Annotated in this window: 18 protein-coding genes and 1 tRNA gene; 4 read left to right on the forward strand and 15 right to left on the reverse strand. The window is 48.8% G+C overall.

Annotated features, from left to right (window positions below; translation table 11 throughout):
- Positions 1-178 precede the first annotated feature (178 nt).
- The 6 genes from DXA36_RS26975 to DXA36_RS26995 all read right to left on the reverse strand — a co-directional run bounded on the left by DXA36_RS26975 (position 179) and on the right by DXA36_RS26995 (position 6,215).
- A complete protein-coding gene (locus tag DXA36_RS26975) occupies positions 179-1,936 on the reverse strand; it encodes an ABC transporter ATP-binding protein (RefSeq protein ID WP_118682376.1) in 1,758 nt (585 codons plus the stop codon).
- A 161-nt stretch (positions 1,937-2,097) separates the two neighbouring features.
- Positions 2,098-3,891, reverse strand: a complete 1,794-nt coding sequence (locus DXA36_RS26980) for a glycoside hydrolase family 35 protein (protein ID WP_118682377.1) — start codon at positions 3,889-3,891, stop codon at positions 2,098-2,100.
- On the reverse strand, positions 3,866-3,997 hold the full coding sequence (locus DXA36_RS33895) for a hypothetical protein (RefSeq protein WP_279221567.1): 132 nt from the start codon (positions 3,995-3,997) through the stop codon (positions 3,866-3,868). The genes DXA36_RS26980 and DXA36_RS33895 overlap by 26 nt, the downstream gene beginning before the upstream one ends.
- Positions 3,998-4,013: 16 nt before the next feature.
- Entirely contained in the window at positions 4,014-4,193 is a 180-nt protein-coding gene (locus DXA36_RS26985; protein ID WP_118682428.1) for a DUF6440 family protein, read from the reverse strand.
- Between the two features lie 36 nt (positions 4,194-4,229).
- Entirely contained in the window at positions 4,230-4,589 is a 360-nt protein-coding gene (locus DXA36_RS26990; RefSeq protein ID WP_118682378.1) for a molecular chaperone Hsp90, read from the reverse strand.
- Between the two features lie 162 nt (positions 4,590-4,751).
- The gene (locus tag DXA36_RS26995) at positions 4,752-6,215 is read right to left on the reverse strand and encodes an LCP family protein (protein WP_182479275.1); all 1,464 of its coding nucleotides are present in this window, start codon (positions 6,213-6,215) and stop codon (positions 4,752-4,754) included.
- 357 nt (positions 6,216-6,572) lie between these two features.
- On the opposite strand from DXA36_RS26995, the gene DXA36_RS27000 reads away from it, so the two are divergent.
- A tRNA-Gly gene (locus DXA36_RS27000) sits at positions 6,573-6,645 on the forward strand.
- A 155-nt stretch (positions 6,646-6,800) separates the two neighbouring features.
- Here DXA36_RS27000 and DXA36_RS27005 read toward each other — a convergent pair.
- The 7 genes from DXA36_RS27005 to glyA form a co-directional block, all read right to left on the reverse strand.
- Positions 6,801-8,129: a glycoside hydrolase family 3 protein gene (locus DXA36_RS27005; RefSeq protein ID WP_118682380.1), complete on the reverse strand. Its 1,329-nt coding sequence runs from the start codon at positions 8,127-8,129 to the stop codon at positions 6,801-6,803.
- Between the two features lie 1,127 nt (positions 8,130-9,256).
- A complete protein-coding gene (locus tag DXA36_RS27015) occupies positions 9,257-10,576 on the reverse strand; it encodes an aspartate kinase (protein WP_118682382.1) in 1,320 nt (439 codons plus the stop codon).
- Positions 10,577-10,666: 90 nt separating this feature from the next.
- A complete protein-coding gene (locus DXA36_RS27020) occupies positions 10,667-11,884 on the reverse strand; it encodes a cofactor-independent phosphoglycerate mutase (protein ID WP_118682383.1) in 1,218 nt (405 codons plus the stop codon).
- A 72-nt stretch (positions 11,885-11,956) separates the two neighbouring features.
- A complete protein-coding gene (locus DXA36_RS27025; RefSeq protein ID WP_118682384.1) occupies positions 11,957-13,168 on the reverse strand; it encodes a homoserine dehydrogenase in 1,212 nt (403 codons plus the stop codon).
- 35 nt (positions 13,169-13,203) lie between these two features.
- A complete protein-coding gene (locus tag DXA36_RS27030) occupies positions 13,204-13,647 on the reverse strand; it encodes an ACT domain-containing protein (RefSeq protein ID WP_118682429.1) in 444 nt (147 codons plus the stop codon).
- A 199-nt stretch (positions 13,648-13,846) separates the two neighbouring features.
- Complete coding sequence (locus tag DXA36_RS27035; RefSeq protein WP_118682385.1) at positions 13,847-14,683, reverse strand: TraX family protein; 837 nt, start codon at positions 14,681-14,683, stop codon at positions 13,847-13,849.
- A 125-nt stretch (positions 14,684-14,808) separates the two neighbouring features.
- The gene (gene glyA, locus DXA36_RS27040) at positions 14,809-16,047 is read right to left on the reverse strand and encodes a serine hydroxymethyltransferase (protein ID WP_118682386.1); all 1,239 of its coding nucleotides are present in this window, start codon (positions 16,045-16,047) and stop codon (positions 14,809-14,811) included.
- A 363-nt stretch (positions 16,048-16,410) separates the two neighbouring features.
- Between glyA and DXA36_RS27045 the strand changes: the two genes are divergently transcribed.
- From DXA36_RS27045 to DXA36_RS27055, 3 genes are all read left to right on the forward strand, one after another.
- Positions 16,411-17,394 (forward strand): diacylglycerol/lipid kinase family protein, encoded by a 984-nt coding sequence (locus DXA36_RS27045; RefSeq protein WP_182479276.1) that lies wholly within the window; start codon positions 16,411-16,413, stop codon positions 17,392-17,394.
- A 20-nt stretch (positions 17,395-17,414) separates the two neighbouring features.
- Positions 17,415-18,098, forward strand: coding sequence for a phosphatase PAP2 family protein (locus tag DXA36_RS27050; protein ID WP_118682388.1), 684 nt, complete (start codon positions 17,415-17,417; stop codon positions 18,096-18,098).
- Positions 18,099-18,194: 96 nt separating this feature from the next.
- Positions 18,195-18,704: a helix-turn-helix domain-containing protein gene (locus tag DXA36_RS27055; RefSeq protein ID WP_118682389.1), complete on the forward strand. Its 510-nt coding sequence runs from the start codon at positions 18,195-18,197 to the stop codon at positions 18,702-18,704.
- A gap of 77 nt (positions 18,705-18,781) precedes the next feature.
- Here the strand turns inward: DXA36_RS27055 and DXA36_RS27060 are convergent, their stop codons facing one another.
- Both DXA36_RS27060 and mutY read right to left on the reverse strand, forming a co-directional pair.
- Entirely contained in the window at positions 18,782-19,807 is a 1,026-nt protein-coding gene (locus DXA36_RS27060) for a glycosyltransferase family 2 protein (protein ID WP_118682430.1), read from the reverse strand.
- A gap of 141 nt (positions 19,808-19,948) precedes the next feature.
- The gene (mutY, locus tag DXA36_RS27065; RefSeq protein WP_118682390.1) at positions 19,949-21,748 is read right to left on the reverse strand and encodes an A/G-specific adenine glycosylase; all 1,800 of its coding nucleotides are present in this window, start codon (positions 21,746-21,748) and stop codon (positions 19,949-19,951) included.
- Between the last annotated feature and the right edge of the window lie 16 nt (positions 21,749-21,764).

Below are 21,764 nucleotides of genomic sequence, written 5' to 3' on the forward strand. Positions count from 1 at the left end.
GCTTCCGCTCGGATAATCACGCAGCGGTACTAAGGCTGCAAAGGACGCAGCCTTAGTACCGGCGTGCTTATAACGCCCCTTCCAGGAATCCTTGCAGGACAGCAGGCCGCACAGGGAAGCAGGGGCAGGTGACGCCGGACTTTTTTATCTACACCCCAGAAAAACAAAACGTAGGCAGCTATTCAGCCGCCTGATCCACGATATTGGCGGATGTATATAACTGGTAATAAATCCCCCGCTTCTTCATCAGTGTATCATGGTTGCCTTCCTCCACTATACGGCTTCCGGAAAGCACCAGAATCCGGTCGGCCCCATGAATTGTGGTCAGCCTGTGGGCAATGGTAAGCGTCGTCCGTCCTGCCGCCAGTTTGTCCAGGGATTCGGAGACAAGGTGTTCGCTTTCGTTATCAAGAGCCGCCGTGGCCTCATCCAAAAGCAGGACCTTGGGTGATTTCAGGAATACGCGCGCTATGCTGATTCTCTGCTTCTGTCCGCCCGACAGCTTCACCCCCCGTTCTCCCACATAGGTTTCATAACCGTCCTTCAGCTCTTCAATAAAATCATGCGCCCCCGCCAGCTTTGCCGCTTTTATCACTTCTTCCCGGGATGCGCCCGGCTTCCCGTAGGCGATATTTTCATAAACGCTGCCGGAAAAAAGATACACATCCTGCTGGACCACGCCTACATTGCTGCGTAAGCTCTGCAGTGTCACCTTTCTGATATTCTGGTCGTCCAGCAGGATTTCCCCTTCCGTGGGATCATAAAAACGGGGAAGAAGATTGCACAGCGTTGTTTTCCCGCCTCCCGACGGGCCTACAAGCGCCACTTTTTCTCCCGGCCGGATGGTGATGTCAATGTCCGACAGAACCGGTGTATGGTCATCCGGATATTCGAAGGAAACATGCCTGAATGTAATTTTTCCATTCACATCCTGAAGAGGAACCGCCCCTTCCTCGTCAAAAATATCCACACTCGCATCCATCAGTTCCGTAAAACGTTCAATTCCCGTCATTCCCCTCTGGAACTGCTCCGCGAATTCAATAATACGGCGGATCGTCGCCAGCAGTGTCGTCACATACATCGTATACGCCACCAGGTCGGCCGGGGATATAAGCCCCTTAATCATAAAAATACCGCCCGCCACAATCACCACAACATACATCAGCCCGTCAAAAATACGGATTGTATTCTGGAAGGCTGCCATATATTTGTAGGTCTCGCGTTTTATTTTCAGGAACTCCTGATTATCCCGGTTGAATTTTCCAAGCTCCACATCTTCGTTGGCAAAAGCCCGGACCACCTTATTGCCCAGAAGGCTGTCTTCGATCCTGGCGTTCAGTTCACCGATATGGTTTCTCTGTTTTTTAAATGCTTTTCTTACCTGCAGATTAAAATAAGAACAGGATACTGCCATGACCGGAATCAGCACAAAAATGATTACGGTCAGCAACGGGTTGATCCCGGCAAGAATCACGAAGGATACCACCGCCTTTAGAAATGCGATGAAGAACTCTTCCGGGCAGTGATGCGCGAATTCCGTGACATCAAACAAATCACTGGTAATCCGGGACATGATCTGTCCCACCTTGGTATTGTTGAAATAATTGTCGGACAGCTTCTGCAAATGGGCAAAGGCATCTTCCCGCATATCCGTTTCTATGGACGCTCCCATGACATGGCCGGTATAAGCCATATAAAAACTTGCCATACCATCTATAATACGGAGCACAAAATACACCCCGCCGATAGTAACAATGGTACGTACCGTCAGCGACGCCAGATCATTCATGCCTATGTTGGTAATATAGCGCAGGATTAACGGCAGCACCAGCTCGCACACCGTGGTGAGGGCGGCACAGAACAGATCCATTACCATGATCCCCACATAGTTACGATAGTAGGGAACAAATCTTCTTAACAGTTTACTCGTTTTCATAGCTCTTATTTCTACGTCCTTTATGTTGTTTTACCCGCGCAGCACGGAACTTTCCTTCTGCTGCGCCATGTGACGTTTCTTAGTGTATCACAAATCCTTCTTTATTTCCACAAGAAAAGCATGGCTATATGAGCCATGCTTTCCCCGCGGGTATCCCCTGCTTACCGCCCCAGATCCGGTTCCGCCTGCAGGGAAATACTCCCCCCGCACTTGCCTTCCGTTTCAAACAGGATGATTTCGTTTTCTCCCTCCTTCAGAAGGGCTCCCGGCAGATACAGCCGTTTCTGCGGCCCGGCCTCCCAGAATCTTCCCAGGTGAAAACCGTTAACAAAGGCGCAGCCTTTTCCCCAGCCCCGGAAATCGAGAAACGTATCCCCTGTTTTTCCCGCAAGGAAGGTAAAACGGTAAAACGCGGGCATTCCCTCCTCCCAGCCTCTTGTGTAATCCAGCTTCTCCAGATTATCCAGGGGAAGACAGTATTGCTGCCATCCGTGCTGGGCAAACCGGTCATTGATCATCACACATCCGTCAATTCCCTTCCGCTGCCAATTTATTATGGGGCCATAATTCACCCTTCCCATATTTTCCATCAGAATATCCAGCCTGATATCCTCCGCCGTAACCGGATCTATCTCATGGCGCTCCAGAAGCTCCCTGTCCGCCGCGGTCAGAACCCGCTTCCTGTCCGCAAAAACAATCGCCCGATCCGCCGCCTGATAAAGCCGCAGACTGTGCAGCCTGCGCTCCGTATGAAGCACGGAGGAATACAGCATATAGCCATAGCCCTGCCCCAGGCGCTCCATGGATTTGGGACTGACCGTATCCACAGGCTCCGCCAGACAATCCAGCGCATGGAACAAATCCACCTTCTGGACAACGGAACAAGAACCGTAAGCCACCCTTTCAAAAGGCAGCTTTTTGCCATATGCAGGTGACTGCCCGTTTTCTGTCCTGCCGTACCCGGAAACCACCTCCCGGAAACGTCTGTATTTCTCCGTGATCTGTCCGTCCTCAGTAAGCAGCGCATCATAGTCATAGGAGGTGACATCCGCGGTCAGACGGCTGCCATAATTTGCCCCATTCATAAAACCGAAATTGGTACCGCCTTCAAACATATATATGTTTACGTTTCCCAGTTCCAGAATATCCTCCAGCTCCTTCGCTGCCGTTTCCGCATCTCCCTTATGGTGCGCCTCATCATGCCATGCATCAAACCAGCCGATCCAGAATTCCGTGCACATACAAGGACCCCCGTCCGTATATTCCTTCAGGATGGAAAATGCCTTTCTCGCGCCGGAACCGAAATTCGCCGTAGGAAACACACCCTCTGTTATAGCATTGGAAAGCATGTTGTGATCCGGGCCGTCCGATGCGAAAAGCGGCACCGTGATTCCTCTCTCACGCATCATATCCCTGAGACTTTCCAGATATTTTTTATCATTCCCGAAGGAGCCGTATTCATTTTCCACCTGAAGCATGAGCACCGGGCCGCCCTGATCGATCTGAAGCGGCGCCAGCAGAGGCATCAGCTTGTCGTAATAGTCTCTTACATGGCGCAGATACCGCTCGTCACTGGTCCTGATATCCATTTCTTCCCCGGCCAGCAGCCAGGAGGGCAGTCCTCCGAAGTCCCATTCCGCACAAATATAAGGCGAAGGGCGCAGTATCACCCACAGCCCCAGCCTCTGTGCCGTCCTGACAAAGGATACCACATCCAGCATCCCATGCACGTTTTCCCCGTAAAAATCAAATGTCCCCTTTACAGGCTCATGCATATTCCAGGGGATGTAGGTTTCCACCGTGTTGCAGCCCAGCTCCCTGAGCTTTTGCAGCCTGTCTTCCCAGTATTCAGGAAGGATCCTGAAATAATGGATCCCCCCTGAAATGATACGGAACGGCTCGTTGTTCAGATAAAATTGATCTCTGATTTCAAAGGTTCCTGTTTTTGTCGTCATAATAAATCCCCTTTTCAATACATGCGTAAAAAAAGCCTCCCGGCATCAGGTTTACCAGAGGCTTTTTCGCAATCATTTCCGGGAATATATTTCTCAATTCCCGCACATAATCCATATCCTACTCAGCTTTTCAGAGTACTGTCCTTCGTAACAACAACCTTCCCACTCTCATCCAAAAGCGGCGTCAGTCCGCCTGCCTCAGCTGCTTTATGCCACATATAGTTAATACCTGTTTCCGTATCAACCCAAATCTCAAGGACATCAACAATCCCCTGACTGTAAATCTTTTTAAACCGCTCCATAAAGTCGACCTCATCCTCACTCATTACAAACTATTATCAGCCAAGAAGAGAAGCCTTCTTCTCCAGTATCGCCTCTACCGCAGCACAGGCCGGACAATCACAGTACCTGGCTCCCGCAGCCTTGATATCCCTCGCATGGACCGCTACTTCTTTCGCTTTGTCCGCTCCAAACACCTGGCTTCCCTGTTCCGATTCGGCAAAACCGATCAGACCGTCTATCGGCATGATGTCCGCTTCCAGTTCTTCTATGTACTTCTTGGTTTCTGCGGCTTCCTCCTCCGTTCCGACAGCCTCCAGCCATGCCTGGGCCGCTGCCTTTGTTTCGCTGCTGCAGGTGGCAGCATTAATCAGTTCGTTGGTTTTTTCCACTACATAATCCAATACATCTTTACCCATAAGCGAGTCCCTTCTTTCTTTTAATTTACACACATAATATCACATTTTCCTGATATTTACAATTCTGTGTATCGTTTTTTTGCAATCACACTTTAAAACTCGTAACCATTGGCAAATAGGATACCGTGCCGCAAGTACACGGCACGGTCTAAACAGTACGTTTTATTCTCCCTTTTCCCCATAAAGCTGTTCCTGCAGATATGCCCTGTTTTTATCAAAATCCACCTGAAGGACATCCATACCTCTGATCTTGGCACTGGTATAGGTTCCCTCCAGAGGAATGCTTTCCTGGACAATATCATACGTGAGCAGCTTTCCTGCCATCAGGCTCAGGCGCAGGCATTCCGTCCGGGTCAGATTCGTTGTCAGGTTAGGGAACAGGCCATTCACCAGCTCTCCCGGATTCGTCACTGCCGCCAGAGGAAGCTTTTTCATCACAGCCGAAAGCACCTTCCTCTGCCTCTCCGTTCTTCCGAAATCCGTTCCGATATACCGGTTTCTGCTGTACGCCAGAGACTGCGCCCCATTCAAATGAATCATGCCGCTCAGGGAAGTATCCAGATAATCCGTCTCCATAGGCATCCCCCTGAGTTCATTATATTCGTTCAAATATGCATTAACCCATTGCACCTCTTCATTGGTAAGCTCCAGATCCACCCCATTCACCGCATCCACCAGATTCGCAAAGGCCTGGAAATTAACCACCGCATACCGGTTTACCTCAATCCCCAGATTCTGCTTTACCGTTTCCAGCAAAAGCTCCGGCCCGCCGAAGGCATAAGCCGCGTTCAGCCTGTTGCCGTCCCGTCCGGGGATGTCCACATACATGTCCCGCAGCAGAGACGTCATATGAATCGTCCTGGTCTTACTGCTCACAGACAGAAGAATCATAGCGTCCGACCGGCCGTCGTCCCCTTCCGTACGGGAATCACTGCCGATTAACAGGATATTCACAACACCGTTTTCCTTCAGCGGCTCTCCTGCAAGCGTTTCCACCCTGCTGTATCTCATTTTTCCATAGATACTGCCAATTGCCAGATACCAGACCGCCCCGAAAAGTACAAGCAGCACTGCCAAAATGGTTAAAAACTTCTTTCCCCGGGACTTCTTCTTTTTTCCGTTTTTCTTCTTATCCTTGCTCATTACGGCGTGTTTGTCCTCCTCCCGTTTCCGTTTTTCCTTCTTTGGTTTCTCCTTCCCAGCCTTTTGCTTCTTCGGTTTTTCCGTGTAATTATCCTTCCTGTTTCTGTTCCTTCTGTTTATATGTCTCGATTCCTCATATGATAAACGTCCTGCATGCCTGTCATAATCCCTTTCCTCTTCATATAAGCCGTCCTCTTCCTCCCCGTACATCTCCTCCTCATAATCCGTGCCATCTTCGTCGTATGAATCCCCGTAATCCGCTTCCTCATAGTCTGAATCCCTGTAATCCGCTTCCTCGTAGTCCGGTTCTTCGTAATCCGGTTCTTCCCCGAACGCCGTCTCTTCTTCATACCCTTCCCCGTCAGGTCCCTCCGCATTACTATAAGCAGCATCGCTTTTCTCATACTTTTCCACTTCTCTGTCCAGGAACTGTTCCAGGCTCCTCTGAATCTGCTCCATTTCATTTCTGTTTTCCCTGCCCATAGAAAGCCTCCTTTCTCCTATCAGGTAATCAATCGTAATTATACCGGCCGCCGGACATCCGCAATTTTCCATTTTCCCGAAAACACAGCCATGGCCTCCCAGGTCCGCCCGCTTTCTAAAAGCCGTTATTTTCCATATATATTAACAGTTAACCCACTTCTTTCGTATATGGGGATTAGTATAACACATTATAAGAGAAAAATAAAATACACTCTTCAGACCTGTCTGAACTGTTCCCTGATTTATAACCGGATATGAATTTTATACAAAAAAGGGATTGACAATTTTGAAAGGTTATTGTATAGTAATACTTGCCTGTTGGACAGATAGATTTACAGCTATCCGGTTCATCAAAATGCGATAGTGGCGTAGTTGGTAACGCGCGACCTTGCCAAGGTCGAGACCGCGGGTTCGAGCCCCGTCTATCGCTCTTATAAAAACAGCGGTTTCCGTCTATCGGATAACCGCTGTTTTTACATTATGGAAGCATAAAAAACAGAAGTATTAAAAATGCAAATAAAAAGCAGTGCTGCCGCCTTCTATAATAAGAAAAACGGCAGCACTGCTTTTTAGCGGCATCCGGCCTTAAAGGCCTCCTTTAAGGGTATCCGCATATTTTACCCGGTATACCCTTTTCAGGGAATCGTTAATCCGGTTTTCATCGATGGTTCCGTCTTTTACCGCATTAACGACACCTTCATATGCAGTGACAAAATCTTCCGGCATGAGAATCATATCTGCGCCGGCCTTCAGCGCCTTGACTGCCGCTTCATCAGCCGTGTAATACTCGGATATTGCCGACATATTCATGGCATCTGTAATGACAATCCCCTCATAACCAAGCTGGTTGCGCAGCACACCGGAAATAATTTTCTCATTTATGGATGCAGGAGTGGCATCTCCGTCCGCAAGGGCCGGGGCTGATATATGGCCTACCATAACCATTGCAGTTCCCGCGTCTATCCCGGCCTGGAAAGGCAGGAATTCAGTTCCCTGCATTTCTTCTGCCGTCCTGTCCGTCTCCACTGCACCTTCATGGGAATCCCCCGAGGTATCCCCGTGCCCGGGGAAATGCTTGATGCAGGCGCTTACCCCCGTATCCTGCAAGCCCTGTACAGCACTTGCCACCATCTGGGACACCACGGCCGCATCGCTGCCGAACGCCCTGTCTTTGATTACTTTATTGTCCGGATTAGTCAGCACATCCGCCACCGGCGCAAAATCCAGGTTAAAGCCGTAGCCTTTCAGATAACTGCCTATAGTCTGCCCTGCGGCGTATGCCGCATTCGGATCCCCTCCTGCCCCGATATCCGCCATAGGTCCCACATTGGCCAGCTTGAGCTGGTCGGCAACCCTGGCAACGGTACCGCCTTCCTCATCCACACCAAGAAAAAGAGGGTAGGTGGCATAACCCGTCGTTTTGGAAAGCATTTCCGTAAGCTGTTCTTCCGATTGTATATTCTTGGCAAAATAAACCAAACCGCCCACCGGATATTTTTTCAGGGCCTCCTGTGTCCCTTCTCCTGCCTGTATAGCAGTCCCCACACCGGTAAGCTGTTCCGGCGTTATAAAGAACAAACCGGCGACCTTATCTTCCAGGCTCATATTTGCCACACAGGATTCCACCAGTTCCTCCAGGATTTCTTCCTGTGTCTGAACGCTTTCGGTCTCCGTCGCCGCTTCCCCCGCCGTTTCTGTTTCGGTCCCGTTCTGCTCCTCGGCCTCCGCCTGGGCCTGGGATTCTTCCTGAGCGCGGGATTCCTCCTGCTGTTTTTTCTCTTCCATAGCGTTGGAAATGTGCCGGACACCAAAAAATCCGCCGGTCACTAACCCGGCCAGCAGCAAAACTGCCACAATATAGGAAATAATCTGGTTCCTTACCCGTCTCTTCCGTCTTCTGTCTCTCCGGTTCATACCAACACTCCTTCCGTTCTTACCATAACAGTACCACAAATAGAAGCGGGTATCAATCATTTTTCATCACTGATACCCGCTCCTAAACTATGCTATCCAATGGCCTCTTCCTCCATTTTTTCTCCTCAGCTTGCTTTCCACTCATCCTACTCCTTGTACTCATGTACTGCAACGGTATTCATCATAATTCTTTGATGATTCTTCGTCACTCAAGTAAGTGTACTCATCCTGCTTCGGTTTTTAGCATCGTCCTTAAAGTATATTGTTATTGTTCTTTAAAGATTCCATTCTCTTCTTTCCGGGATTTCTTTAGTATGACGGCTCTTGTTCTTATCTGGTCACCATCTATAATAAATTACTTCTTTCAACTAAGGATACTGTTTCCTTCGCTCTATAGAACCTTTTCTTTAAACTAAAGCTATCGGCTTCTGTCGTTACTTTAAACTAAAGATAATCTTCTCTGCTGTCAGAAATTTTCTCGTTCTTCAAAAGAATCTTTATTTACAGTTACCAGTTTACCAGATAGTTTCCGTTTCCTTCATTCTAAAGCGTTTCCTTCTGAAAGAAAATCCTTTCTTCTTTATGAACAATCTTTAAGGCTTCCTTATTAAGTTGTCTTGTACTGTTATTGTTTTTTCTCCTTTAATATTACTTTAAAGGGATTAACTTACGTTTTCGGTGGTCTGTACCTTCCTTTCCTCTGTTTTTTGTTTACTTCTTTGTTTGTGACTTCATTATATCTGTATAAATTAGAAATGTCAATATATTTTTAGACTTTTTTCTTAATTCTTTTAATTTTAACATTTTATATAATCATTTCCAATGTATTATATGTATTTTGCTTATTATTGTATGAATTATCTGACAATTTATTTTGATTCTTCTTTTCCACTTCTACATAAAGGAACCGTTCAGACGGCCCCTTGTGTCCTGCGGCATCCCCCTCCCCTTCTTTTCCCTGGGGCTGCGGTACTGCGGGGAATCCTGGAAGGGGCCGTCTGAATTGTTACTATATGTAAACCGGTCAAAAATAGCGGCAGATACAGATAAAGCGTCTGAAACAGCCCGTAAAGGCAGCTTCAGACGCTTTTATCCCGTATTCCGTATTTACCGCAGCAAACGGCGGCTTAAATCTGTACCAGCACAAAAATATTATAAATAGCGCGGATAGCGGCTTCAAAATCTTCATTTCTTACGCCGATGATAATATTCAGCTCGCTCGAGCCCTGATCGATCATTTTAACGTTGACATTGGCATGGGCCAGAGCGGAAAAAATTCTTCCCGCAGTACCTCTGGTGGATTTCATTCCCCGGCCAACTACCGCTATCAGCGCCAAATCGGATTCAATGTCAATCGTATCCGGATGCGCGAGACGGTGGATGGCGGAAACCACCTTCTGTTCCTTATCCATGAATTCATCCTGATGGACAAATACGGTCATGGTATCAATACCAGAAGGGACATGCTCAAAGGAAATGCCGCTGTCTTCAAAAGCCTGAAGAACCTTTCGGCCAAAACCTATCTCCGCATTCATCATATCCTTTTCAATATTTACGGAGCAGAAGCCTTTTTTACCGGCAATCCCGGTGATGACAAATTTGGATTTCTGGCAGGTGCTTTCCACGATCCAGGTTCCGTTATCCTCCGGTGCATTGGTGTTGCGGATATTAATCGGAATCCCTTCTTTTCTTACCGGGAAGATAGCGTCCTCGTGAAGGACGGTGGCCCCCATATAAGAAAGCTCCCGCAGTTCCTTGTAGGTAATGGTGTCGATACCCACCGGATTGGGGATAATACGGGGATCTGCAATCAAAAAGCCAGATACATCGGTCCAGTTCTCATAAACCTCCGCATGGACAGCCTTTGCCACGATGGAACCGGTAATGTCGGATCCTCCTCTGGAAAAGGTGCGGATGCTGCCGTCAGGCTGTGAGCCGTAGAACCCGGGGATAACGGCGTACTCTTCTTTTTCCAGACGTTCGGACATGACCTTATCGGTCTTGGCCGCATCGAAAACGCCCTCTTCATCAAAGAAAATCACTTCTGCGGCATCAATAAAGGTGAATTTCAGATAAGCGGCCATAACGATCCCATTTAGATATTCTCCTCGGGAAGCGGCATAATCCCTGCCTGCCTTCTTTTTAAAATTAGCAGAAATGGTTTTAAATTCTTCTTTGAGGGAGAGTTCCAGGCCCAGGCCCTTGATGATCTCTTCATATCTGTCTTCAATAGCCTTCAGCTGCTCCTGAAAGGGCTTATCTTCTTCCGCCGCCCCATAGCAGTCGTAAAGCATATCCGTCACCTTGGTATCTTTCTTGTTACGTTTTCCGGGTGCGGAGGGTATCACAAACCGTCTTTCCTCATCGGCTTTTATAATCCCGCCCACCTTCATGAACTGTTCTGCACTGGCGAGGGAGCTTCCACCGAATTTAACCACTTTTTTCATACTTACTTTTCCTCTGCCACCGGAAGACGGCGGCTTTTATCCTTTCCTTACTGATGATTTTTATGAGAAACGTCCAGACAGGCATTGTCTTTACTTTTTATGCTTGATCTGCAGGAATTGGTCCATGAGCTTATAGCCTTCCGGGATATAGTTTCCGCTTAAAATAGCTTCCGCTTCGTTATAATTCCAGTCGTTCTTCTGCGGTCTGGTGCTGTCATAAATAAGATAAGGCACGTTCTCCGCCGTGTGGGTACGAATCCGTATAGGAGTGGGATGATCCGGCATCACCAGCAGCCTGTAATCCACTCCGCTTCTGTCAAGAGCAGAAGTCAGGGGGCCAATTACCCTGGTATCCAGGTACTCAATGGCTTTCAGTTTCTTCTCAAGGCTTCCCTGATGTCCCATTTCATCCGGGGCTTCCACATGGATATAAGCAAAATCATAGCCGCCCTTTGTCAGCGCATCCACAGCCGCCTGGGTCTTTCCCTCATAATTGGTATGAAGTCCGCCGTTGGCGCCTTCCACCTCGGCCACATCCATTCCGGCCCCTACGGCAATACCCTTCAGCAAATCCACGGCGGATATCATAATGCCTTTTTTCCCCGTTTTTTCCTGGAAAGAGGGCAGGGCCGGACGGGTTCCGGCTCCCCAGAACCAGCAGCAGTTGGCCGGATTCAGGCCATTGCGTCGGCGCTCTTTGTTAATTGGATGACTTTTAAGCAGCTCATAGCTTCTTTCCATCATTTCATACAGCTTTTTATCCGAAGGCAGGTAGGGGGCAATTTCCCTTCCGAGCACATCATGGGGCGGGGTCAGTTCTTCCGCTTCCCCGTTTTTCCAAATCAGGCAGTGGCGGTAACTGGTTCCCACATAAAAATGATAAGGCTCTGCGTCCATTTCTTCCATTACCGCATGCAGAAGCACACTGCAGTCTTTTGTGCTGATTTCACCGGAGCTGTGATCCAGGATTCTTCTTTTGGAAAAGGGGATTCCCTCTTCTTCCGAAAGGGTCACGATATTACACCGCATGGCGATGTCTGTATCCTGCATAGGAACGCCTATGCTGAGGGCCTCCAGAGGGGAACGCCCGGAATAATACTTCCTTGGGTCATATCCCATGACAGAAAGGTTCGCTGTATCGGATCCCGGCTTCATTCCTTCGGGTATGGTGCTAACCATGCCTATTTCCGATTTTTTGCTTAACACATCCAGAGCCGGTGTCTTTGCATAAGAGAGAGGTGTTTTTCCATTCAGGCGGGATAACGGCTCATCCGCCATTCCATCCCCCAAAACAACCACATATTTCATTTCTTCCTCGATTCCGCCGAGCTGTACGGCTTTTCTTCAGAGCGTGTTTTAAATTGGATATGGAAACACACTCTAGTCTTCTTCCAGACGGATCCGGCTGATAAACCCGGGCAGTTCCGAGGTTTTTGCAGCAAATTCCCTTTCCGTCATTACAGGAGTTACAAAGCCGAATTCTCCGCTCACGCCATCTGCTTCTATTTTTTCCACTTCACCGAAGAGCTTCCTGACCGCTTCCTCCGATTTTTCGGAAACACGGACGAAGAACTTCCTGGAAGAATCCTCCATACTCTTAAGGGAAAGCTTTTCTTCCTCCCAGATACAGATGATATGCTTCCGGCCGTGTTTGGCACAGTCAATCACATCGGACACCACCGCGCTGGCCGTGGGCAGCTTTCCTGCGCCCCTTCCGTAATACATGGAATCCCCCAGTGTATTCCCTCTGATAAAAATAGCGTTAAAAACATCATTGACGCTGTGAAGCGGGTTCTTTTCCCCGATCATAAAAGGGGCTACCATGGCATAATATTCACCGCCGGCTTCTTTTGCTCCGGCTAACAGCTTAATGAATTTATTCATTTTTTTCGCATAGAGGAAATCCTCTTTCGTTATTTTCGTAATTCCTTCCGTGTAGATATCTTCGTAGCGGACGGTTTTTCCTGTCATCAGGGAAGACAGGATTGCAATTTTACGGCAGGCATCATAGCCCTCCACATCGGCTTCCGGATTACGCTCGGCATAGCCTTTTTCCTGGGCTTCCTTCAGGCAGGAATCGAAATCGCATCCTTCTTCCGCCATCTTGGTGAGAATGTAATTGGTGGTACCGTTGAGAATGCCGTTAATCAGTTCAATGCGTTCCGCGGTAAGAGCCACATTCAATGGACGGATAATGGGGATCCCGCCGCCCACACTGGCTTCAAACAGATAATTGCAGCAGTTTTCCCTGGCGGTGCGGATTAACTGTGCCCCATGGTTAGCCACCAGCTCTTTATTGGAAGTACATACGCTTTTTCCGGCTTTCAGGGCCTGCATGGAAAAGGTGAAGGCAGGCTCGTTGCCTCCCATCGTTTCACAGATAATGGATACCTCGGGATCGTTTAAGATAATGCTGTAATCATGAACCACCCTGTCTTCGTACGGATCCCCCGGAAAATCCCTTAAATCCAGTATGTATTTCACATGCAGTTCTTCTCCTGCCCGTTTGTCAATGACCTCTTTATTTGTCTCAATTACTTCAACAACTCCGCTTCCCACCGTGCCATATCCCAGTACCGCTACGTTTATCATATCTCTTCCTCCGTCTGCTTTTCTTTTGTAGAGCTTTATTCCTTCGCCAAAATCTTGACGTTACGGACACCTGTTTTCTCTTCCATGGTTTCCAGCATTCTGGATACATCTCCCGTAGTGCTGAGAACCTGGACACTGATGCTTAAGGATGCAACGCCGTTGATGGGGATACTCTGATGGATCGTCAGAATATTGGCGCCGAAGTCCGCGATCACCTTCAGCACATCGGACAAAAGCCCCGGCTCATCCTCAATTGACATGGCCAGTGTAATTGTGGTACCCTGGGCATTGTCATGAAAGGGAAATATATCATCCTTATATTTGTAAAAGGAACTGCGGCTGATGTCCACCTTCTCCACCGCATCCTGGATGGTGGCGGCTTTTCCTGAATCCAGCAGCCGTTTGGCCTCCACTACCTTAAGCAGGACCTCCGGAACCGCCTTCTGTTTCACTACATAATAATCCGTTTTTTTCTGCATATTTTTCATTTCGTATCCGAAGCCTCTTCCTCTGTAAAAGCCTTTATTTTAACATGTCTTTCCACTGCAAACATTTGTGTGTCACCGATGGATATTGTAGCATAGGGTTTCCGGGAAAGCAATAAAAACTTTCAGGCGGATTGTATTTTTAGGAATACAATCCGCCTGAATATGGCATTAATATAAGCGGTTCCAGTATTTACCACAGGAAAAGAAGGAGGTAACGGATACCCAGCAGAAGCAGCATGTGACCGGGATAAAAGAAATAGAAGAAATATTTGCCTTTTTTCATATATCTTTTACCATTGCCCGCATACAGGAATAAAAATGCAAAAATACAGAATACCTCTACGGACAGGGAGGAAACGATCCCCGCTGCCGTATGCAGCCCTAAAAGCACATCCAGGAAGAAGGAGGCCAAAAAGAAAAGGGGGGAAAGCAGGCACTGCCTCTTTCTGTCGCCGCGCAGCAGATAGAGGGCGGCAATCAAAACCACACCCTTATAATCATAATCCGTCCTCATTAGCAGGGCTGCCGTCATCCCGGCAGCAAGTATCACGATACTGCCTCCGACGGACCATGCTTTGCTTTCCCATTTCCCGGCCCGGCGAAGCCCCGTCAGCGTCAGAAGGCCGATGAGCAGCGTCCAGAATACATTCTGGTAATCCGGCGTGATGCCGCCGAATAAAAGCAAGTCAAAAGGCAGCTCGGAAAGCAGGGCAAACCCGAAAAGACGGAGGGCATATCTGGGGACGCTTCTTGTATGGAGGAAACCCTGTACCAAAAGGTAGCAGTATATGGGAAAAGCCAGCCTGCCCACACACCGCATCAGCTCATCCACTGTCAGACAGATCCGGAATGCCTGGCTGTCATAGGGAAAACTCTGTAAAAAAAAGGCCTCCATAATCCCTGCCCCGGTATGATCAATAAACATGGTTACCAAGGCAAGAAGCTTCAGCGCATCTAACGAAAATCTTCCGTTTTTATCCCTCAGATTACTGATTACGGTCTGCGCACCGTATCTTTTTTTTCCCATAAAATCCTCTCCGTCTCTATAATTGTCCTGCTGTCCTCATGTGTGCATGTAAAAATAACGGAGCCTGCGGCCCCGTTATCCGTTTTCTTACTTGTAACTGTGAAGGTACTAAACAGTTCTTTTCCTTATACGAGCGGATATTTATCAGTTAATGTCTGAACAATAGCCCTGGCCTCAGGAATCTTATCCTCGCCGCCTTTGATAACCAAAGAGATCGCTTCCGCTATCCTGTCCATATCCTCCGTGTTCATTCCTCTGGAGGTAACGGCAGGGGTTCCCAGACGGACACCGCTTGTCACAAACGGGGATTTCGGGTCATTGGGGATCGTATTTTTATTGCAGGTGATGTGAGCCGCATCCAGCAGCTTCTCCACCGCTTTTCCGGTAAGATCAAAATTGGTCAGATCCACAAGCATGAGATGGTTATCCGTACCGCCGGAAACAATCTTAATCCCGCGATCCATCAGGCCGCGGCAGAGCGCCTGTGCATTGTCGATAATTCCCTGCTGGTACACCTTGAAATCATCGCTCAGGGCTTCCTTGAAGCAAACAGCCTTTGCGGCGATAACATGCATGAGGGGACCGCCCTGGATTCCGGGGAAAATCGCTTTGTTAAAATTATATTTTTCTGCGGCTTCCTTATTGCAGAGGATCATACCGCCTCTGGGGCCGCGCAGAGTCTTATGGGTTGTGGTGGTCACCACATCCGCATACGGGATGGGGCTGGGATGCAGCCCTGCGGCAACCAGGCCGGCAATATGGGCCATATCCACCATCAGGCAGGCTCCCACCTCGTCGGCAGCTTCCCTGAAGGCTTTGAAATCTATCGTCCTTGCATAAGCGGATGCTCCTGCAATGATCATTTTAGGTTTGCATTCTCTGGCGGTTTGTTTTAACTGATCATAATCGATGAAACCCTCATCATTCACGCCGTAGGGAACGATGTTAAAATATTTGCCGGACATATTCACCGGGCTTCCGTGGGTAAGATGTCCGCCGTGATCCAGGTTCATCCCCATAATCGTATCACCGGGGTTCAATACGGCAAACTGTACCGCCATATTGGCCTGTGCTCCGGAATGGGGCTGCACGTTGGCATAATCACAGCCGAACAGCTCTTTGGCACGCTCAATAGCCAGATTTTCCACCACATCCACACAGCCGCATCCGCCATAATATCTCTTGCCCGGATAGCCTTCCGCATACTTGTTGGTCAGTACGCTTCCCATTGTGGCCATAACAGCCTTGCTGACCCAGTTTTCGGAAGCGATCAGCTCGATATGGCTGTTCTGTCTTTCCTGTTCGTCCACAATCGCCTGTGCGATTTCCGGATCCGTCTTCATCACATCGTCCAGAGAATACATCTTTCAACCTCCTGCATATTTCTATCAACGTCCGGTAATTTCACAGAGCACGGCCGCATTTTATGAAACCACATAACTTGGATCGATACCAGTGGGGGATACCGAATTATCTCTGCCCGCCACTGCCTTTATCTGAGGTTCGGCGCTTCAACCACCTCTAGTACTGGCAAAAAACGAAACGCTTATTATGTCAAATTATGATGATTATAGCATACATTAAGTTAATTGCAAATATAAATAAATCAAAAAATTATTCTTATTCTTTTCTTAAGTCCTGTCCGCGCCCCTTTACTTGCCATTTCTTTTCTGTTACAATACAACCTTAGAAAATTAAGTTTTATGGGGAAAGCCGGGGAGAAACATATGTATTCATTTTTGGTAAATCCTGCCTCCCGTTCCGGACGGGGACAGAAGTACTGGGAACGGATCAAGAGTATTCTTGAGGAAAGAAAGATACCATATCAGGTTTATTTTTCCCAGGGACCCGGCGATATTGTCAGGCTGGCTGAAATGCTCACCGGTTCTCTGCCGGCCGGCGGAGAGGACATCCATCTGATTATTTTAGGCGGGGACGGCACGGCGAATGAAGCCGTGCAGGGGATCCGGGACTTTAAAAGGACCCGGTTCAGCTACATCCCTACCGGTTCCAGCAATGATCTCGCACGGGATACCGGCATCAGCCGAGACCCTGCCGAAGCATTGGAACGCATACTATCTTCCGCCAGGGAACGGCCTATGGATGTAGGCTTTCTTCATTATAATAGTGTTTATAAATCCGACGGCAGGCCGCGTGAGGACAAACCGGTGCCTCACGACAGACGTTTTCTGGTAAGCTGCGGCATTGGTTTTGATGCCGGCGTATGCCAGGAAGCCATGCATTCGCACATAAAGGATTTCCTAAACAAGATAGGACTTGGCAAGCTGACCTATCTGGGAATCGCGTTAAAACAGCTGATCCGCTCCGGAAATGCGGCTGCTGAGCTGACTGTGGAGAAAGACGGGCTGTCTTCCGAAAAGGTGAATCTGTCCCGGCTGATGTTCATTGCCTGTATGTCCCACTGCTATGAGGGCGGCGGATTCTACTTCTGTCCCGGCGCCGACGCGTCGGACGGAATACTGGATTTATGTACGGTCAGCGGCGTGCCCAAGTGGAAGGTGCTTATGGTGCTCCCCACCGCTTTTACAGGAAAGCACTACCGTTATGACGGCGTGGAACGCTACAGCGGCCGTTCCGTCCGGATACATACCACAGTCCCTCTATGGGTACATACGGACGGCGAGGTATCCTGCCTTTCAGACGACATCACAGTAAGCTGTACCAGACAGCTGCTTCGTTTTTACTATTAATTTATCATGAGGCGATTATTATGAAAAATATCTATGAAAAGTATAAACACATATTGCCCTTTGCCTTATATTTCCTCGTCTACATGGTTTGGTTTTCCTGGCTGGAGCAGAGACATATCTGGAAATACCAAATCATCCATATGGCGGTTGATGATCATATTCCGTTTAATGAAATATTTATCATTCCTTATTTTTTGTGGTTTGTTTATGTACCGGCTGTTGTCCTGTACCTGGCCCTCAAGAATAAGGACGATTACTACAGGACGGCGATTTTCCTCTGCACCGGAATGACGGTCTTTCTGCTGGTGTCCACCTTTTTCCCGAACGGACATCGGTTAAGGCCGGCGGTTATGCCCCGAGACAATATCCTCACCCAGATGGTGGCATCGCTGTACCGTACCGATACTCCCACCAATCTGTGGCCGAGCATCCATGTATATAACTCCCTGGGCGCACATATCGCCTTGTCCCATTCCCAGCTGGGTAAAAAGAAATGGCTGCGCTTCGGTTCCGCTGCACTCTGTGTTTCCATCATACTGGCTACTGTTTTCCTGAAGCAGCATTCTGTTTTTGACATGCTGACAGCCTTCGTTATGGCAGCCGCCATGTACGGCGTGGTTTATCACTATGATGTCCTCGTATACCTGAAACAGCACCGCACGGCAAGACGGGCCGCCAAAGCTGCACACAACGAAATCAAATAACGGCATTTATCCCAATCACCCGCTTGTCTACCGACAGTCGGGTGATTTTTTCCTGCCTGTCCTATACAATAAAAGCAAATACAGGAGGTATCAGCTATGGATAACCAAGCAATCGGGCTGTTTATCAGACAGCTTCGCACAGAAAAGAATCTCACGCAAAAGGAGCTGGCGGATCGGCTTCACGTAACGGATAAAGCGGTATCAAAATGGGAACGCGGCCTTTCCCTTCCCGCTATTGATCTGCTCAGCCCCCTGTCCCGGGCCCTGGACATTTCCGTCGTGGAATTAATGGACGCCCAGCGCCACCAGGAAAACAGCATTGACCTGGAAAAAGCAAACGCCATACTGGAAGACACCACCCAGCGTCTTAAAAGAACCATCCGCTTCAAACGCCTCGCCCTTCTCCTGATCTTTATCCTCCTTTTCATCACCACCCGGATAAGCGGCCGGCTCCTCTGGAACCAGGGCCTTCTTCTGGACGAAAGGAACGTGAGCATACAGGACATCTATTACGTTCCCCTGGACAACACTCTTACCTGGATCGGTTTCGCCCTGCAGTTCCTTCTCCTCTGGATCACCTTCTTTGCGGCCCTCCGCAAGGAGTAACCGACCTGATGTTTCCTTTCATGGGCCGGGAACAAAAAAGTGCCGGGAAATCCGGCACTTTTTTCTGTATACATTGGTTAATTGAACTTAAAAAACCGCTGGCAGAGTTTATACCCTTCCACGGATATTTTTCTTCCTCCCTTACCCGGCAGATTGGTATAGCTTCCCAAAAGGCCGTAGCGGAGACGGAAGAACACCATCGGGTCCTTCTGCTTGATATATTTCCAAAGCTCGTTTTTCTTTTCCAGGTTCTCTTCGGTACCGGAATAAATCAGCATGATCGAAGAGACCGTGGTAATAATATCCAGATAGTTAAGCATATAATTACGCAGCTTTTTGTGGGTAGCCAGGAATTGCTTTTTGGACACCACATAGTCCACCATAATCTTGTTGACCTTGATCTGCTGGTCAATCCTGCCTATCATCACCTGCTCATTTACCGACTGATCCGCTCTTCCGATATAGTAGCGGTAAAAATTGACATCCATATAATACATCTTTTTCACAAAGGGAAGAGGCTCGAAAACAAACAGGTTGTCTACATAAAAAGTATGCTCCGGCAGCTTCAGACCGCAGTCTTTTAACAGCCTGGTCCTGAAAATCACGGAATGCATAAGGATATACTGCCCCTTATGGAACCGATGTACATCATTCCAGGAAAACAGCTCATCCTCCGGCAGTACATGATGGTAACGGATTACCTTTTTGCGCTTTTCGCCTTCTTTTTCATATACATAGTTGGCAATCAGCATGTCCAGCACTTCTTCACCGCCGGTAAGCTGTGTCAGCTTATCTAAAATTTCCCGGTAGGCCGTGTCCGACACCCAGTCGTCACTGTCCACCACTTTAAAATAAAGGCCGGAAGCATTCTCGATACCGGTATTTACAGCTGATCCATGACCTCCGTTTTCTTTATGGATCACGCGGACTACAGAAGGGTGTTTTTCCGCATATTCATCCGCAATTGCGGCTGTTCCATCGGTGGAACCGTCATCCACAATCAGTATTTCCACATCCTCCCCTCCCGGCAGGAGGGATTCGATGCACTTTCGCATGTACTTTTCAGAATTATAGCAGGGTATTGTTATTGACAGCAGTTTCATAGCTTCCTCCGTTTCGCGCCCCCGGCTTTCCTTTCCGTTTTGGCCCGGCGCATCCTTGCTGATTTGTAACTGTTCCGTATCACACAGCTGCTTCCATTTCAAATTTATCCCCGCATATCGCAGCCACGCCCGGGTACCGCATCAATCCGCCGTTTGATAAGAGTTTTCAAATTTCTCATTTCCCAGCCGGATTTGCAGATAGTCCGTATAAGCGGCATATGCGGAGGGAATCGGATATTCCTTCTCGGTACGTGAAGGCTCCACAAACAACAGTCCTTCCTTCGAACCTCCCACCGGCTCCAGTTCATCCACCCGGATACAATAGCCCACCATATCCCATTCCTTGTGTGAAAAAATATGTCTGGAGTCAGGAAGCCTGCTTATCCGTAAAGGATGCATTCCTTTTTCTTTCAGGAATGCCAGCACCTCCTCCCGGCTGAGATGTCCTTCCACAGAAGGGAACTCATACATTCCCGCCAGCAGCCCCTTTTCCGGGCGTTTCCGTATTGCCGTCCTCACGTCATCCTGTATCACCAGGATCGTTCTTTTCTCTATGGTACGCTCCTTTTTCGGGGATTTTTGCGGAAAATCCGTTTCCGCCGACAGCCTGTGGGCCTGGCAGCGGTCTTCCCATGGGCATTCTCCGCATTTGGGAATTCCGTTAGGTATACAAACCGTTGCACCCAGCTCCATCAACGCCTGGTTAAAATCACCGGGGCGCTCCCGGGGGATCACCGCCAGCAAATCCTCTTCCACGCTCTTTCTGACTTTTGCATTCAGCATATCCCGGTCATCCGCCCGGTACCGGGCAATCACCCGGAGTACATTTCCGTCCACCGCGGGTACCGGCTCCCCATAGGCGATGGAGGCCACCGCACCTGCCGTATAGCTGCCGATTCCCGGCAGTGTCAGAAGTTCTCCGGCCGTGGAAGGCATGACACCCGCATGTTCGGCCATAATAACCCCTGCCGCCTTCTTCAGGTTCCTGGCCCTGTTGTAATACCCCAGGCCCTCCCACAGCTTCAGAAGCCTGTCCTCGGGCGCGTCAGCCAGCGACGCTATATCGGGAAAGCTTTCCATAAACCGCTGGAAATAAGGCTTTACGGCCTCCACCCGCGTCTGCTGCAGCATGATTTCCGATATCCATACCCGATAGGGTGCCGGATCCTCTCTCCATGGAAGGATACGCCTGTTCCCATCATACCATTTAAGCAGCGGAGCCGCAATAGCTTCCAGATTGTCTCCTGCCTCTTTATCCGGATCCAGAACCACCGGTATTTTATAAGTGATTTCCATACTGTCACGGGCCACATGGCAGCCATAGGCATACAGCCCCACTCCGGCGGCCTCCGCCTTCTCCAGCGCCAGGGCAAAAGCCGGCTGTGTCTGTCTGTTAGGCGTGAAATACCGGACGCCTTCCATCTGTACCACAAAAAGGATCCCCGCATCGTATCCGTTTTTCTTAGCCTGTACCAGCTCCTCCACATGCTTAAGGGCACGCAAAGAAGGTGCATCCGGAAACAGAGCCGCTCCCTCCGTTTCCAGGGTTACACCTTTCACCTCCAGCCATATGTTATGCTCTTGCGTTTCAATATAAAAATCAAACCGGGAATTCCCATAGGTGCATTCCGGCCGGATCCGTTTTACCCCCGGGAACAGGCCTCCGGAGGCCAGCCACTCTCCCGCTGCCTTATTCGGCGCCGCGGAATCCACGTTTACCATGCGGCCCTCTTTTTCCACACCGATCAGATCATAAGCCGTCTTTCTTTCCGGATTTCCGCTTTTTTCCAGATATACACGGACACCTCTGTACAGAAGTTCTTTGCATCTTCCGGTATTTTTTACATGCACCTTCTCCTGCCTTCCCTCTATTTCCACATAGGCAATGAACCGGTTTGGCCTTTCAATAAAAATGCCTTCCTTTATATTTTCATATTTCATAAATTACCTGCTGCCT

Origin of the sequence: Eisenbergiella sp. OF01-20, from assembly GCF_003478085.1 — a bacterium.
Classification (GTDB): domain Bacteria; phylum Bacillota; class Clostridia; order Lachnospirales; family Lachnospiraceae; genus Eisenbergiella.

Coding starts and splice junctions, on each gene's coding strand:
- DXA36_RS26975 (WP_118682376.1), bottom strand. CDS start 1,936: ATGAAAACGAGTAAACTGTTAAGAAGATTTGTTCCCTACTATCGTAAC.
- DXA36_RS26980 (WP_118682377.1), bottom strand. CDS start 3,891: ATGACGACAAAAACAGGAACCTTTGAAATCAGAGATCAATTTTATCTG.
- DXA36_RS26985 (WP_118682428.1), bottom strand. CDS start 4,193: ATGGAGCGGTTTAAAAAGATTTACAGTCAGGGGATTGTTGATGTCCTT.
- DXA36_RS26990 (WP_118682378.1), bottom strand. CDS start 4,589: ATGGGTAAAGATGTATTGGATTATGTAGTGGAAAAAACCAACGAACTG.
- DXA36_RS26995 (WP_182479275.1), bottom strand. CDS start 6,215: ATGGGCAGGGAAAACAGAAATGAAATGGAGCAGATTCAGAGGAGCCTG.
- DXA36_RS27005 (WP_118682380.1), bottom strand. CDS start 8,129: ATGAACCGGAGAGACAGAAGACGGAAGAGACGGGTAAGGAACCAGATT.
- DXA36_RS27015 (WP_118682382.1), bottom strand. CDS start 10,576: ATGAAAAAAGTGGTTAAATTCGGTGGAAGCTCCCTCGCCAGTGCAGAA.
- DXA36_RS27020 (WP_118682383.1), bottom strand. CDS start 11,884: ATGAAATATGTGGTTGTTTTGGGGGATGGAATGGCGGATGAGCCGTTA.
- DXA36_RS27025 (WP_118682384.1), bottom strand. CDS start 13,168: ATGATAAACGTAGCGGTACTGGGATATGGCACGGTGGGAAGCGGAGTT.
- DXA36_RS27030 (WP_118682429.1), bottom strand. CDS start 13,647: ATGCAGAAAAAAACGGATTATTATGTAGTGAAACAGAAGGCGGTTCCG.
- DXA36_RS27035 (WP_118682385.1), bottom strand. CDS start 14,683: ATGGGAAAAAAAAGATACGGTGCGCAGACCGTAATCAGTAATCTGAGG.
- glyA (WP_118682386.1), bottom strand. CDS start 16,047: ATGTATTCTCTGGACGATGTGATGAAGACGGATCCGGAAATCGCACAG.
- DXA36_RS27045 (WP_182479276.1), top strand. CDS start 16,411: ATGTATTCATTTTTGGTAAATCCTGCCTCCCGTTCCGGACGGGGACAG.
- DXA36_RS27050 (WP_118682388.1), top strand. CDS start 17,415: ATGAAAAATATCTATGAAAAGTATAAACACATATTGCCCTTTGCCTTA.
- DXA36_RS27055 (WP_118682389.1), top strand. CDS start 18,195: ATGGATAACCAAGCAATCGGGCTGTTTATCAGACAGCTTCGCACAGAA.
- DXA36_RS27060 (WP_118682430.1), bottom strand. CDS start 19,807: ATGAAACTGCTGTCAATAACAATACCCTGCTATAATTCTGAAAAGTAC.
- mutY (WP_118682390.1), bottom strand. CDS start 21,748: ATGAAATATGAAAATATAAAGGAAGGCATTTTTATTGAAAGGCCAAAC.